The organism is Allokutzneria albata, assembly GCF_900103775.1.
GTDB classification, from domain to species: Bacteria; Actinomycetota; Actinomycetes; order Mycobacteriales; family Pseudonocardiaceae; genus Allokutzneria; species Allokutzneria albata.
Genome location: NZ_LT629701.1, coordinates 2,348,519 through 2,361,785, shown reverse-complemented (window position 1 = coordinate 2,361,785; position 13,267 = coordinate 2,348,519). Strand labels below are relative to the sequence as shown.

Annotated in this window: 15 protein-coding genes; 13 read left to right on the top strand and 2 right to left on the bottom strand. The window is 69.2% G+C overall.

The genetic code is table 11. The features are described from left to right. Positions 1–95: 95 nt before the first annotated feature. Positions 96–809, top strand: coding sequence for a hypothetical protein (locus BLT28_RS10725; RefSeq protein WP_030432752.1), 714 nt, complete (start codon positions 96–98; stop codon positions 807–809). Here BLT28_RS10725 and BLT28_RS10720 read toward each other — a convergent pair. Beyond that, positions 790–1,377, bottom strand: a complete 588-nt coding sequence (locus BLT28_RS10720; RefSeq protein ID WP_030432753.1) for a DUF4865 family protein — start codon at positions 1,375–1,377, stop codon at positions 790–792. The two genes, BLT28_RS10725 and BLT28_RS10720, sit on opposite strands and share 20 nt — an antisense overlap. 109 nt (positions 1,378–1,486) lie before the next feature. Between BLT28_RS10720 and BLT28_RS10715 the strand changes: the two genes are divergently transcribed. The 6 genes from BLT28_RS10715 to BLT28_RS10695 are packed head-to-tail and all read left to right on the top strand — an operon-like array spanning position 1,487 to position 6,561. Next, complete coding sequence (locus BLT28_RS10715) at positions 1,487–2,497, top strand: SAM-dependent methyltransferase (RefSeq protein ID WP_030432754.1); 1,011 nt, start codon at positions 1,487–1,489, stop codon at positions 2,495–2,497. Between the two features lie 16 nt (positions 2,498–2,513). After that, positions 2,514–3,413: an SDR family NAD(P)-dependent oxidoreductase gene (locus BLT28_RS10710; RefSeq protein WP_081900722.1), complete on the top strand. Its 900-nt coding sequence runs from the start codon at positions 2,514–2,516 to the stop codon at positions 3,411–3,413. Positions 3,414–3,444: 31 nt separating this feature from the next. Then, positions 3,445–4,260: a helix-turn-helix domain-containing protein gene (locus BLT28_RS10705; RefSeq protein ID WP_043813643.1), complete on the top strand. Its 816-nt coding sequence runs from the start codon at positions 3,445–3,447 to the stop codon at positions 4,258–4,260. A gap of 20 nt (positions 4,261–4,280) precedes the next feature. Further along, positions 4,281–5,111, top strand: coding sequence for an ABC transporter transmembrane domain-containing protein (locus BLT28_RS41850; RefSeq protein WP_231950731.1), 831 nt, complete (start codon positions 4,281–4,283; stop codon positions 5,109–5,111). A gap of 18 nt (positions 5,112–5,129) precedes the next feature. Then, positions 5,130–5,705: an ATP-binding cassette domain-containing protein gene (locus BLT28_RS41845; protein WP_269459645.1), complete on the top strand. Its 576-nt coding sequence runs from the start codon at positions 5,130–5,132 to the stop codon at positions 5,703–5,705. 4 nt (positions 5,706–5,709) lie between these two features. Next, entirely contained in the window at positions 5,710–6,561 is an 852-nt protein-coding gene (locus tag BLT28_RS10695) for a phosphotransferase family protein (RefSeq protein WP_030432757.1), read from the top strand. Here BLT28_RS10695 and BLT28_RS10690 read toward each other — a convergent pair. Next, the gene (locus BLT28_RS10690; protein ID WP_052408032.1) at positions 6,517–7,299 is read right to left on the bottom strand and encodes a DeoR/GlpR family DNA-binding transcription regulator; all 783 of its coding nucleotides are present in this window, start codon (positions 7,297–7,299) and stop codon (positions 6,517–6,519) included. The genes BLT28_RS10695 and BLT28_RS10690 overlap by 45 nt on opposite strands. Before the next feature lie 96 nt (positions 7,300–7,395). Between BLT28_RS10690 and BLT28_RS10685 the strand changes: the two genes are divergently transcribed. From BLT28_RS10685 to BLT28_RS10660, 6 genes are all read left to right on the top strand, one after another. Beyond that, entirely contained in the window at positions 7,396–8,778 is a 1,383-nt protein-coding gene (locus BLT28_RS10685) for an FGGY-family carbohydrate kinase (RefSeq protein ID WP_052408033.1), read from the top strand. Continuing rightward, positions 8,775–9,638, top strand: coding sequence for a hypothetical protein (locus tag BLT28_RS10680; RefSeq protein ID WP_030432760.1), 864 nt, complete (start codon positions 8,775–8,777; stop codon positions 9,636–9,638). Before BLT28_RS10685 ends, BLT28_RS10680 begins: the two co-directional genes overlap by 4 nt. After that, positions 9,635–10,279, top strand: coding sequence for an aspartate/glutamate racemase family protein (locus tag BLT28_RS10675; RefSeq protein WP_043813645.1), 645 nt, complete (start codon positions 9,635–9,637; stop codon positions 10,277–10,279). The genes BLT28_RS10680 and BLT28_RS10675 overlap by 4 nt, the downstream gene beginning before the upstream one ends. Beyond that, positions 10,276–11,526 carry a 3-oxo-tetronate kinase gene (otnK, locus tag BLT28_RS10670; RefSeq protein ID WP_030432762.1) on the top strand — a complete coding sequence of 417 codons (1,251 nt, stop codon included), beginning with the start codon at positions 10,276–10,278 and terminating at the stop codon, positions 11,524–11,526. Before BLT28_RS10675 ends, otnK begins: the two co-directional genes overlap by 4 nt. Positions 11,527–11,911: 385 nt before the next feature. After that, positions 11,912–12,253: a DUF222 domain-containing protein gene (locus tag BLT28_RS10665; protein ID WP_030432763.1), complete on the top strand. Its 342-nt coding sequence runs from the start codon at positions 11,912–11,914 to the stop codon at positions 12,251–12,253. Between the two features lie 51 nt (positions 12,254–12,304). Next, positions 12,305–13,131 (top strand): IS5 family transposase gene (locus BLT28_RS10660; protein ID WP_407638801.1). Its coding sequence is split into 2 segments (ribosomal slippage): positions 12,305–12,647 and positions 12,647–13,131, totalling 828 coding nucleotides; the frame shifts between segments, so codons are not numbered across the junction. Positions 13,132–13,267: the final 136 nt, after the last annotated feature.

The window sequence follows — 13,267 nt, the reverse complement described above, 5'->3', positions numbered from 1 at the left end:
CAGCCGAATTAGGGAGATCTACTCAAGGCAGGAGGCGGGCCGCGCGGTTAGCGTGCCTCGTGCCCCACACACGTCTCGTTCTCCTCGCTGCCGCAGTGCTCCTGACCTCCTGTTCCGCTCCGGCGGGCGATGAGGCGACCGACCGCCAGGCGAAGACCCTCGCCACGGCGATCAGCTATCCCCGGCAGGACTCGGCAGCGGGCTTCGCGCGCGCGGCGCTGGCGGTGTGGAAGGGCCACGGCACGCAGCTCGCCGTGCTCGAGATGCAGGAGATCCCGGTTCCCGACCAGAACCCGGCGAAGCGGTTCGCGCGCCTGGTGATCCGCATCCACCGCCCGGCCAAGGACCCGGTGATGTTCGGCTCGCGGACCGAAGAGCTCAACGCCTGCTACAGCATGGACTTCAACTTCTACGGGATCATCGACGAGCCCGAGCGCGTTTCCTGCCCGGACAAGGCCACTCCCGTGACGCCACCGCCCACGCGCGGCGTGCGCATCCCGGAGGGGGCCGAGGAGGCGCTCCGGAAGGTGCTCTCCGACCTGCCGCCGGCGCCGACCGAGGCCCAGGTGCGGGACGCGCTCGGCAGGGACATGCCCAAGCCCAGGATCGACCCCGAGACCAAGCTCGCCGACCACCCGCCCCTCGTCGACGTCCGAATCGAGGGGCAGGACGTGGGTGTCTCACTGCGGGCCGACTCGTGCCTGATCGGGTCGCGCGTCCGGGGAGCGGTCACGGCCGGGCACTTGTCCCGCAAGGAAGCGATGCCCGGCGAACGCGGCTGCTCGGCCACTACCGCGCTGGGGAAGTGACCGGCAGGGAGTCCAAGCCCGGAGCGGACAGGTGCAGAACCTCGTACCGTTCGGCTCCGGAGACCTCCGGGGCCGGAATGTCCTTCCACAGCACGAACCTCATGAGCTGCCAGTGGTGCGGGTCGACGGCCAGCGCGGCTGTGTGCACGTCGTCGTGCCCGGCGAGGCGGCCCAGTTCCTCGATCTCGTGCTGGATCACTTCGGCGTCGGCGGGCAACGGGGTGAGACGGCGGGAGGCGCCCTTGGGGGAGGTCGTCCGCGCGGGGCCCGCGTGGCAGGCGATGCCGGTCCAGTGCGGCGCCGCGGGACGGCCGAAGTCCCGGATGATGTTCTGGAACCCTCCACCGCCGACGAGGAAGTGCGCCATCGCCGCGCTGTCGTTCCACAGGTAGAAGGGCGCGTACTGGTTGACCGGTGAGCCGTCGACCCCGCGTTCGCGGATGAGGTAGGCCTTGAGCCCCAGCCCCGCGCGATCGTCCAGGAGATGACCGTTGTCCGCCACGCGCCTGCGGATGATCTTCATGTCGTACTCGGCCGGCAGGGTGATCTCGTACTGCATCGCGTCCATGCGCTGCTCGCCTTTCGCCAGGTCGACGGGTTCGGGCAGGGAGCATACATACTAGTAGGTACAGAAGACGAGCGGTCCGGTCTGGTAGGCAGGACCAAGGGGGTGCACCATGCCGGACCGGCTCGCCGACCAGATGGCGTTCGCTCGCGCGTTCGTCGAGGCCCGTGACGCGGTGGAGGAGGGGTACTACGCCGATCTCGCCCGCAGGCATTCCCCGGCCGAGCTGCGACGGCACTACCTGACGAGCATGGCGAAACCGTTGCTGGGCCGGGCGATCGGCGGCCCGGTCGAGTTCTACGACACCTGGGGCCGGATCATGCGGCACGCCTGGCTCAGCCTGAGTTTCGGCGTCTACGGCGAAGGGCACCGCGCCCTGCCCGATCCCGCGACCCGCCTGGCCGCCGCGCAGGTCAACACCGTCGACCTCGCCTGGGACCCCGCCTTGACCGCAGCTCCTCCTCAGTCGTTGCTCGTCGATGTCGGGACCGGCCGAGGAAACTCCGCCGCCCGGTTGGCCCTCGCGCATCCGGCGGCCCGCGTGGTCACCCTGACGCTCAGCCCCGAACAGGCCGAGATCGCCCGCCGCATCGCCGCACGCCTCGGCATCGCCGACCGCGTCGAGGTTCGCGTCGCCGACGTGCTCGACCCCGCGAGCACCGCCGATCTCGTCGGCCGCGCGGACGGGGTCACCGCCATCGAGGTCGCCGGGCACTTCCCCGAAGAGCGCTCCGCGGACGGCTTCCGCGCCATGGCCGCGCTGCTCAAACCCGGAGCACCGTTGACGTTGATGGACCCCGTCCTCGACCGCCCCGGCTCGCTCGTGCACGACTTCGCCGGCTTGTTCACGTGGCGCTTCCGCCCAGCCGTCCACTACCGCGATTCCCTGCGCGCGGCGGGCCTGACCGGGCTGCGCCTCACCGACCTCTCCGAGGCGTACTGGCCGACCTGGCGCGACACCGGCACCGTCATGGCCGCGCGCATGGACCGCCTGCGCGCCGAGTTCGGTCCGGTGCTCGCCCATGTGTGGCAGCGCATCTTCCAGCACCGGGCCTGGCCGTTGGGACGCACCGTGCACTACGCCCGGATGACCGGGTACGCCCAGAACGGCACTTCGGCCTGAGGTTGCGCACGGTGGTGTGGGGCGAGCAGGTTTCCTTGCCCACCACCAGATCCATCGCGACGTCGCAGCGCTTCTGATTCAGGATGTCGAGGCGTCGATGGTGGTGTGGGCCGAGCTTGCGAAATATAGTCGATCATCGCTATGGAGGGTTAATCCCCAGGCTTCCCAACGGTTTCTGTCGACCATCAGGCTGGTACCGACGCTCCCGGTAAGATCACACGACATGACAAATCAAGTAGCAGTGGTAACCGGCGCAGCAGGCGGAATCGGCGCAGCGACCGCAACCCTGCTGCGCGATCGAGGCTGGCTCGTCGCCGGAGTAGATCTCACACCGTCCACAGCGGACTCAAGCCACATCGTCGATCTCCGCGAAACGCACGCACCCACCCGCCTGTTCGACGACGTCGAAGCACGGCTTGGCCGACCCACGGCGCTGGTCAACGCGGCGGGGCTGTACCGGGCGAACGGGTTGTTGGAGACGACGAGCGATTACGCGAGCGATGTCATGGCGGTGAACGTCACCGCGCCGATCCTGTTGTCGCGCGATCTCATCGACCGGGCTGTCCGCGCGAAGAGTGGCGCGTCGATCGTCAACGTGACCTCGGTGGTCGGGCGGATCGGTAGCCACGATCCGGCGTACGGCGCCTCGAAGGGTGCGTTGATCTCGTTGACGAAGGGGCTCGCGTCGTCGTACGGCAGGTCCGGGGTGCGGGTCAACGCGGTGGCGCCCGGCGTCATCGAGACGGCGATGTCCCGGACGATTCCGGCGGATCGGCTGGGGCACTACCTGGACACGATCCCCGAGGGCCGCCTCGGCCGGGCCGGGGAGGTCGCGGCGGCGGTCGGGTTCCTGTTGTCCGCGGAGGCGTCCTACATCAACGGTGCCGTGATCGACGTCAACGGTGGTCTTGCCTGAGGACCGGTCCGCGTTCGGCTGGTTTCGGGGCATGGACGGTGTGGGCTGGGAGGTCGTCATCCCCCGCAACCGGCCCGGGTACGGCGGCGTGGAGCTGGTGGGCTACCAGGACCACACCGGCCGGGGTCTGGACATGCGGGTGCTGCCTGAGCCGGGGCTGACGATCGTGCTGGTGTTCGGCGGCGAGCTGTGGCTCGACCCGGCGCGCCCGGTGGCCGCGGGCATCGCCAGCGGGGTGGGGGTCAGCTCGAAGCGGGTGCTCGGCCGGGAACTGTCCTGTGTGGACATCCACCTGTCGCCGCTCGCGGCCTGCTCCGTGCTGGACGGGGCGGTGGCGGAGCTGGCGGGGACGGTCGTCGGCTTCGAGGACCTGTGGGGCGACAAGGCTCATCGGCTCCGCGCGGCGGTCGCGAGCGCGGACGGGTGGAAGGAGCGGTTCGACGCGCTGCGCGCGGTGCTCGGTCAGGAGCTGCACGCGAACCGTTCCGCCGATCCTGAGGTCGCCTTCGTCTGGCACGCTCTCGTGGCCAGCGGTGGCCGGCGCCGCATCGGTGATCTCGCGGCCGAGACGGGGTGGAGCCGCAGGCGCCTGTGGTCGCGGTTCACCGCTCAGACCGGGGTGACGCCCAAGCGCGCGGCGATGATCGTGCGCCTGTCGGCCGCGATCAACGCGATCACGGCCGGGATCCCGCCCGCCGAGGTCGCGACTCGCCACGGCTATGCCGACCAGTCGCATCTCACCCGTGACCTGCGGGAACTGGCCGGGTACACGCCTGCGTCGCTGCACCGGGCCTGGGACGCGGTCGACTACGGCGGGGGAACAATCGTTCAAGACCCGATCGGCTGAGTCGCGCCAGGGTCTTCGGCATGACCTCAGCACTCAGGGAAGTGCGCCGTCCTGTCGCGGGCCGCATCCGGCTGGCGTGCGTGTTCAGCGCCTTGGGCGCGCTGGCCGGGCTGGCGCCGTTCGTCGGCCTGGTCGAGTTGGTGGACGCGCTGCTCGCGACACCGGTCGACCGGGGCCGGGTGGCGCTGGTGGCGGTCTTGATCGTCCTGGGCCTACTGCTGCGGGCGACCTTGATGAGCACGGCGCTGACGATCACGCACCTGGCCGATGTGCGGCTGCAGGCGGACCTGCGGCGGCGGATGATCGCCCACCTCGGGCGCGTCCCGCTCGGCTGGTTCCCGCGCAACTCCTCCGGGCGGTTGCGCAAGACCGCGATGGGCGATGTCGACGCCCTGCACCAGCTGGTGGCCCACCACGCGGTCGAGATGACGGCGGCCGTGACACCGCTCGGCGCGCTGGCCTACCTCGTGGTCCTGGACTGGCGGCTGGCGCTGCTCGCGATCGCGATGCTTCCGGTCTACGTGGTCGCCCTCGTGTGGATGAAGCGCGGCTCGGCGGAGCTCGAACGCAAGCTCGACGAGAGCAACGCGCGGCTGGGCAGCGCCGTCGTCGAGTTCATCTCGGGCATCGCGGTGGTGAAATCCTTTGGCAGGGCTCGGAAGGCGCACTCCGCCTTCCAGAGCGCTGCCAAGGAGTACACGGACTTCTTCGTAGCGTGGGTCCGGCCGACCAACCGCGTCGAGGCGCTCGCGGGTCTCGCGATCACCGTCGCACCTGGCTCGGTGACTGCCCTGGTCGGACCGTCCGGCTCCGGCAAGCCCACCGTCAACCGGCTCATCAGCCGCTTCTAGGACGTCCAACACGGTGCGGTGCGGGTTGGCGGTGTCGATGTGCGCGACCTGCGCACTGAGGACCTGACGCGCCAGCTCGCGCTTGTCTTCCAAGATGTTTACCTCTTCGACGACACACTGGAGGCCAACATCCGGCTTGGCCGTCCCAAGGCGACAGAGGCGGAACTGGCCGACGCGGCTCGCCTCGCGGGGGTGGACGAGATCATCGCCCGGCTCCCGAACGGCATGCAGACCCAGGTCGGCGAGGGCGGGGTGGCCCTGTCGGGCGGGGAACGCCAACGGGTGTCGATCGCGCGAGCCCTGCTCAAGCGCGCGCCGATCGTGTTGCTCGACGAGGCCACCACCGCGCTCGACCCGGAGAACGAGCGCTTTCTGCGTCGCTGCATCCGGCAACTCGCCGAGCACAGCACCGTACTGCTCGTCGCGCACCGGCTGGCCAATGTCGTCGACGCGGAGCACATTGTCGTTGTCGAGGACGGACGGGTGGCCGAGACTGGCACGCATGAGTCCCTCATCGAGATCGACGGGACGTACGCGAGGCTCTGGCGCGCGAGGTCGAGCAGTTCAGGCTGGCGCCTGGAAGGAAGTCGTTGACGTCGTGGCGGCGGAGATCTCCGCCGAGGTCGACTCGTGGGCGCCGGCCGTCCAGGGGGCGGTCGGACACGTGGTCGGCCTGCGCGGCCTCGATGGCGACGAGTACGTGCTCAAGCTGTACCCGTCGTGGGCTCGGCACAAGGCCGCTGTCGAAGTGCGCGCGCTGCAGCTCACCAAGGCCGAGATCCGCGTGCCACGAGTGCTCGGCACGGGGGAGTGGGGCGAAGTGTCCTATGTGGTCATGAGCCGCGTCCCGGGCGTGCGCTGGGCCGACCGCCGCCGTGCGCTTTCCCCGTCACAGAGCCGAAATCTGCACCGCGCGGTCGGCACGATCATGCGCCGGATGCATGGCGTGCGAGGCGAGTGGTTCGGCGACGTGCTGCCCGAAGGCCCTCGCTGGTCACGGCTGCGCGAGCGGATGGCGGCACGGCGCGCTGAGCTGGTCGAACGGTACGAGGCGGTCGGCGGTCCTGCTGCTGTCGCACGCCGAGTGCGCGGGCTGGAGCTTTCCTTCGACGCGCGTCCCGTCCTCTGCCACAACGACTTCATCGACGGCAACATCCTCGTCGCGGAGGTCGGCGAGCCCCGGGTGCTCGGCGTGATCGACTTCGAGAAGGCGTCGTTCGACGACCCGATCGCGGACCTGGCCAGAACGGTGCTGCACGCGGAGCACCACGATCCGGCCGCCGCGGACGAACTCGTTGCGGCTTATGGGCAGGCGGATCGTCGGCGGCTCGCGGCGCATCGGGCGCTGCACCTGCTCGACGAGCGGATCTGGATCAGCACTGACCGGCCCGCGGGCTGGGAGGAGTCAGTCGAGCGCCTGGACGCTCTCCTCGTGGACGCCGGTTCCTGAGTCGGCGAACCAGCTCCGCGTCGGTGCGGGGAGGGCGTCGGTGACGAGGGTGTCGATCCGGTCGTAGGGACAGATGTGCACCGGGGCGGACTCCTCGAACTTGGAGGAGTCCGCCAGGAGCACGACCCGGTCGGCGATGCCGATGAACGTCCGCTTGACCTCCGCGTCGAGCGAGCCGTTGCAGTAGGCGCCGTCGTTGCCGAGGCTGCTCGCGGCGAGGAAGAAGCAGCTCAGGCGCAGCCTGCTCATCGCGACCACGGTGTCCGGACCGGTGAAGGACTGCGTCATCGCGTCGTACATGCCGCCGAGTCCGACCAGCGCGACGTCGTCTCGGTCCCGCAAGGACGTCATCACCGGAAGCGAGGCCGTCACCGCCGTCACGTCGAGCCCGGCGGGCAGCAAGTGGGCGAATTCGATCGTCGTCGTCCCGGCGTCGATGCCGATCGTGTCCCCCGGGGCGATCATCGAGATCGCCTTGGTGGCGATGGCCCGCTTGCGCTCCGGCCAGATCTGCGAGCGCGCGCGGAACGACAGGCCGGGGCGCGCGCCGGGCTTGGGCACCGCGCCGCCGTACACCAGGTCGACCCGCCCGGATTCGGCCAGCGTCTGCAGATCGCGGCGCACGGTTCGCTCGGACACCGACAGCGCCGCGCCGAGTTCGGCCGGTGACGCGTACCCGGTCGCGCTCAGTCGCCGCAGGATGGCGTCCCGGCGGGCGGGGGCGGAGTTGTAGCGCACTGCGGCACAGTAGCGCGATATGGCATAAGAGTGACAACCACGCCGTGTGTTTGTCCGAAGTTTGACAAACGCGGGTTCGGACGACAGGCTGAGGCCATGACGGTCTCCGACGGGGATCTCGTGGCCGGGGTGGACGTCGGTACCACCAACATCAAGATCGGGGTGTTCGACGGGCTCGGGGAGTGCGCGGGTCTTGTCCGGCTGCCCACTCCGTCCACAGTGGACAAGCTGGTCGAGGACGTGGCGCAGGGCATGCGCACCTGCATCGTTCAGGCTGGGCGCGCGCCGGTCGCCGTGGGGGTCGCGGGCATGGCGGAGACCGGAGCCGTCCTCGACGCCGCCGGAGCGCCGCTGACCTCGCTGATCCCGTGGACGGATCCGCGGGGAGCGAACGAGGCTGAGCAGATCAACCGAGAGTGCGGCACGGTGGAGCTTTACCGGACGACGGGTCGGTGGGCAACGGCCAAGTCACCGCTCGCCAAGTGGCTGTGGTTGAGGCGCAACGATCCTGGTGTCCTCGACGCGATGACGTGCTGGGCTGGAGCGGCGGATCTGGTGGTTCGGGCGCTGACCGGGGAGGCGCGCACACACCCGACCTTGGCGGCGCGCACGCTCGCCTACGACCTTGCACACGGGGACTACGAGCCGGATCTGCTTGCGCTGGCGGGACTTCGCCCGGAGCAGATGCCACCGTTGACCGGTTTCGACGGCGGGGCAGGTGTAGTCAGCTCGCGTGCTGCCGCGGCGATGGGTTTGCCTGCGGGAATCCCGGTGGTGAATGCGGGCCACGATCACGCTGTGGGCGCGTGGGCCGCGGGCGCGCGGGAACCCGGTGTCGGGTGCGTGTCGCTCGGGACTGCCGAAGCTGTAGTTCTGCCCGTCCCCGGGGACGTCGCGCCGGAGATGGCTCTGGCGCACGGCTTCACCAGCGATCCTTCGGCTGATGGGCGGCATGTCTGCCTCGTCGGAGGGTTGCCCACCAGCGGCGCGTTGATCGACTGGTTGCGCACTGTCGTTGGCAGCGCGGGTTTGGATGCCTCCGTACCGACCGGCATCATCGTGCAGCCCTACCTGCGAGGCCGTGTTGCGCCCGCGCCGGACGCGAGTCCCGGCTTGTCGTTCAAGGGAGTCACTGAGCGGCACGGGCCGAGCGATCTTCTCGTCGCGGCGATCGAGGGGACCTGCCTGCACACGCGGTGGACGCTCGACGAAGCCGCGCGCATCGGGAACGTCAGCCTCGATCGACTGGTGTTCCTGGGCGGTCAGGCGAACATCCCGGTCTGGATGCGGATCAAGACCGCGTTGTCGCCGGTGCCCGTGCGGATTCCTCGGACGGCGGATGCCGTGTGCGCGGGAGCCGCGCTGCGTGCCATCGGCGCATCGGCGCTGCCGAGCCGACCAGCGCCGGTCGAGCCGGCGTTGGAGCGCGCATATGTGCCCGTGTACAAGGAGTTCCTGCATGTGATCGGAGGACGATGATGGCCCCGACGCTGGACAGCCTCGCGAGGGCGAGCGGGCGGTTCCTGATGGTCGCGATGGACCAACGGGAAAGCTTGCGGCAGATGGTCACCACCGCGACCGGGCGGCGAGCCGAGGACGAGCGGCTGGTCCACTTCAAGCTGACGGTGGCCAGCGAGGTCGGCCGGCACGCCTCGGGATTCCTCATCGATCGCGACTTCGGGTTCGACCGGGTCGCCGCCGAAGGGCTGCTCCCGTCGGACTGCGGACTGATCGTGGCCGCTGACCGGCTGACCCAGCCCTCGGACGGCCCGGTCGAGGACACCGACCTCGACGAGTACGTCGACCTCCACCAGGCCCGCAATGCCGGTGCAGTGGCCGCGAAACTGCTGGTGATCTGGCGTGAGGACAGCGACCGGGACAGGCTCGTGGAGATGTCCGCGAAGTTCGTCCGGCGCTGTGCCGACGCCGGGCTGCTCTCGGTGCTCGAAGGCGTGGCCAAGGGGGGAAGCGACCTGATCAGGGAGGCCGCGCGCGAGCTGGCCGCGGTCGGCCCCAGCCTCTACAAGGCGCAGGTTCCCTTGGCGGGCAGGGGCGGACTCGACCGGCTCACCGAGGAGTGCGCCGCTCTGAACGCCGAGATCCCGGTGCCGTGGGTGGTGCTGTCCCAAGGAGTCGAGCGGGCGGACTTCCCGACCGCGGTGCGCGCGGCGTGCCAGGCGGGCGCTTCGGGAACGCTGGCGGGCCGGGCGATCTGGAGTGACCTGGTCGGTGCCGATCCGGATTCGCTCGCGGAGTTGCTGCGTTCCCGATCGGTGCCGCGCCTGCAGCAGCTGGCGTCCATTGTGGACACCTATGGTCGGTCGTGGGAGCAGCGGTGAAGGTCTTCCTGCTGTACACAGTTCCAGGTCTGGTGCCAGTGCTCTCGGGCCTGGCGGCCGAACAGGTTCCCGACGCCGAGCTGCTGCACTACGTGGACGGCAGCCTGCTGCGCGACACGATCGCGAATGGTGGGCCGCCGCAGCACGTGCACGACAAACTCGCCGCCTATGCGCGTTTCGCCCGCGAGTGCGAGGCCGATGTCCTGCTGGTCACCTGTTCTTCGATCGGTGAGGCCGCGGAGCGGTGCGTCGGCATCCCTGTGATGCGCATCGATCAGCCGATGTGTCGCGACGCGGTGCGCAGTGGGATGCGCATCGGCGTGCTCGCCACCGTCTCGTCCACTTTGGAACCTACGACGCGGCTCGTCCGGCGCGCGTCTGCGGAGCAGGGCGTCGAGCGTGACATCCGTGCTGTGCTGTGCGAAGGCGCTTTCGACGCGCTGCGGGCTGGGGACACCGAGACCCATGACGCGCTTGTCACCGCGGCCTTTCGGCGGTTGAGCACGGAGGTGGACGTCATCGTTCTCGCTCAGGCGTCGATGGCGCGCATCGTGAGCGGGCTTGCGCCGGAGTCCGTCACCGTGCCGGTGCTGTCGTCGCCGGAGTCCGGGATCGCGCAGCTGAAGGGCTTCAAGGCATGACGGGCGAGCCGTGGTTGGGCGTGGTGGCCGATGATGTCACCGGCGCGACCGACATCGCGGGAACGCTTGTGGGGCAGGGTCTTCGCGTTGTGCAGACCTTCGGCTTGCCGCAAGGGGAGATCTCCGACTGCGACTGCGTGGTGGTCGCGCTGAAGATCCGCACTGTGCCTGCGCCGGAGGCGGTCGCATCGTCGCTCGCTGCGGCGCGTCGGCTTCGGGATCTGGGCTCGGAGCAGATCTACTTCAAGTACTGCTCGACCTTCGATTCGACCGATTCCGGCAACATCGGCCCGGTCGCGGACGCCTTGCAGCTCGACCTCGGAGCGCCGATCAGCCTGGTGTGCCCGGCCACCCCGGCGATCGGCCGGACTGTCTACTTGGGACACCTGTTCGTCAACGGCCGGTTGCTGTCGGAGTCGTCTCTGCGAAACCACCCGCTGACCCCGATGACCGATCCCGATCTCGTTCGCGTGCTCGGCAGGCAGACCGAGTCCGAGGTCGCGCTGATCGGCTACGAGACCGTGGAGCGCGGTGCGGATGCCGTACGATCTGAGCTGGAAAGACTTGCTGGACAAGGTGTTCGGTACGCCGTCGCGGACGCTCTGCGCGAGTCGCACCTGACCGTTCTCGGGGAGGCGGCGCGCGATCACCAACTCGTCACCGGGGCCTCCGGCTTGGCGTGGGGCCTCGCGTCGGCGCGGTTCCGCTCGCGTGGTCCCGTGGTGATCGCACCCGCGGGGGAGGAGATCAGCCGGGCGCCCGCGGCTGTGCTGTCGGGCAGTTGCTCAGAGGCGACGCGTGAACAGGTCGCGCTGTTCGCCGCTCAGCACCCGGCTTTCGCCGTGGATCCTCTCGCGCTCGCCGAAGGGCAGGATGTCGTTGGTGCGGCGCTGAAGTTCGCCGCCGACCGGCTTGACGAGCCCGTGTTGATCCACTCCGCGGCCGACGTGCTCGGCGCGCAGTCGGCGTTGGGCACGCAGCGCGCGGCCGAGCTGGTGGAGGCCGCGCTGGCCAGGATCGCCACCGGTCTCGTCGGGTCGGGTGTGCGGCGGCTGATCGTGGCCGGGGGAGAGACGTCCGGGGCTGTGGTGCGGGCGCTGGGCATCACCGGCGTGCGAGTCGGTGCGGAGGTGGATCCCGGTGTGCCGTGGACGTTTTCGCTCGACGGGCGGCTGGCGCTGCTGTTGAAGTCCGGGAACCTCGGACGGCCGTCGCTGTTCAGCGACGCGTGGGAGGCGCTGGGCTGAGTCACTGGGCTGGGCTTCCATCTCTCGTGGGCTGGGCTTCCGGCTTGCGTGGGCTGGGCTTCCAGCTCGTGTGGCTGGGTTTCCAGCGGATTCGGCTGGGCTTCCAGCGGGTGGCGGCTGGACTTCCAGCTCGGGTGGCTGGGCTTCCAGCGTGGGGTCGGCTTGACCTGGGGCCCCTTGCGCGTGCCCTTGGGCCTCTCGGGGCACGGGATGAAACTCCGGCCCTGGCGACGAGCGTATGGCACGCGCACCCCAGGTAAAGCCGACCTGCTTTTGCGGGCGGCTTGCGGTTGGATGCGGCCTGGCTTTTCCTTGCGTGGCAACGGATTAGACACTGTCAGACTCGCCGCTATAATCGAGGTATCTGCGGGGAAGGGGGTGAATCATGTTGGATACCAAGGCAATCCGAGTCATGCTGGCCGATCAGCTGGTGGCCGATGACAGTTATCGGTTGTCCGAGGCCGATCATGTGGAGTTCCTGCAGGAGTTGGAGCGGATCGGCAATTTGTTGACGGCGGCGAAGATCGATGCCGCTCGGCAGGCCGAGGAACGAGGGCTGCACACCCGCCATGGGTGTAAGGGTCTGTCGATTCTGTTGCGAACCAAACTCAACCTCAACCAGGCGGAAGCGAAACGCCGCACCCGGCTCGTGCACGAACTACCGTCGTTGCCGCACACCCAGGATGGGGTGTACAGCGGGGTGATTAGACCTGGTCTCAAAACTTAAGGGTGTGTCACTGCATAACCTGCCGGTCCTGGTCGTCGATCGTGGGCAGTCGTGGCGAAGACGACGCAGCAGCGGCGGGTCGAAGACCGGCTCTGGGAGCTGATCGAACCCCTGATCCCGTCCCGACCAGCGCCGCGCGGTCCGGGTGGGCTGCCCCGGATCGATGACCGTGCCGCGCTAGAGGGGATCTTGTTCGTGCTCGACACCGGCTGCCCCTGGCGAGACCTACCCGAGCAGCTCGGATGCCGTTCCGGGCACACCGCGTGGCGGCGGTTACGTGAGTGGCAGGACGCCGGCGTGTGGGACCGGCTGCACCAGCTCGTGCTCGACGAGCTGTCCAACATCGACGAGCTCGACTGGACCAGAGGCTGCATCGACGCGGTGTCGGTGCGGTCGAAAAGGGGGGCGAGCTGACCGGCCGCAGCCCCACTGACCGGGGTAAAGCTGGCTCCGAGTACCACGTTCTGCGCGACGCGAACGGGCTACCGCTGCACATCATGTTGTCGGCGGCAAACACCCACGACAGCATGCTGTTCGAGCCGCTGCTGGACACGAACCCGACCGTGCGCGGCCACCACGGCCGGGCGGGCCGGCCACGATGCCGACCGGACAAGCTGCACGCCGACAAGGGCTACGACTACCGCCACTGCCGCCGCTACCTGACCCGCCGCGGTATCAAGGTGCGTATCGCCCGGCGCGGGATTGAGGGCAAGTCCCGCCTCGGCCGGGTCCGCTGGGTCGTCGAACGCACCATCTCCTGGCTGCTGCGGTTCAAACGCCTCGGGCTGCGCTGCGACCGGACCGAACGCACCACGCTGGCCTGCACCGTGATCAACGTCCGCCGGCTCATAAAGATCGAGCTCTGCGACCAGGCCTAACGCATCCATTCACTCGTTTGGGATACATCGGTAGCTCTGTGTCGTGGGTGGGGGTGACTGGTGAGCTTCTGAGCGCGGAGCAGGTCCTCGGGGCGGCAGGGGGCCTCGTCACCACGAGGGAGATCGATCTCCTGGA

What these genes read in the sequence shown, in the direction of transcription:
- otnK (WP_030432762.1), top strand. Translation starts at nt 10,276, where the DNA reads ATGACGGGCGAGCCGTGGTTGGGCGTGGTGGCCGATGATGTCACCGGC.
- BLT28_RS10685 (WP_052408033.1), top strand. Translation starts at nt 7,396, where the DNA reads ATGACGGTCTCCGACGGGGATCTCGTGGCCGGGGTGGACGTCGGTACC.
- BLT28_RS10705 (WP_043813643.1), top strand. Translation starts at nt 3,445, where the DNA reads ATGGACGGTGTGGGCTGGGAGGTCGTCATCCCCCGCAACCGGCCCGGG.
- BLT28_RS41850 (WP_231950731.1), top strand. Translation starts at nt 4,281, where the DNA reads ATGACCTCAGCACTCAGGGAAGTGCGCCGTCCTGTCGCGGGCCGCATC.
- BLT28_RS10680 (WP_030432760.1), top strand. Translation starts at nt 8,775, where the DNA reads ATGATGGCCCCGACGCTGGACAGCCTCGCGAGGGCGAGCGGGCGGTTC.
- BLT28_RS10715 (WP_030432754.1), top strand. Translation starts at nt 1,487, where the DNA reads ATGCCGGACCGGCTCGCCGACCAGATGGCGTTCGCTCGCGCGTTCGTC.
- BLT28_RS10720 (WP_030432753.1), bottom strand. Translation starts at nt 1,377, where the DNA reads ATGGACGCGATGCAGTACGAGATCACCCTGCCGGCCGAGTACGACATG.
- BLT28_RS10665 (WP_030432763.1), top strand. Translation starts at nt 11,912, where the DNA reads ATGTTGGATACCAAGGCAATCCGAGTCATGCTGGCCGATCAGCTGGTG.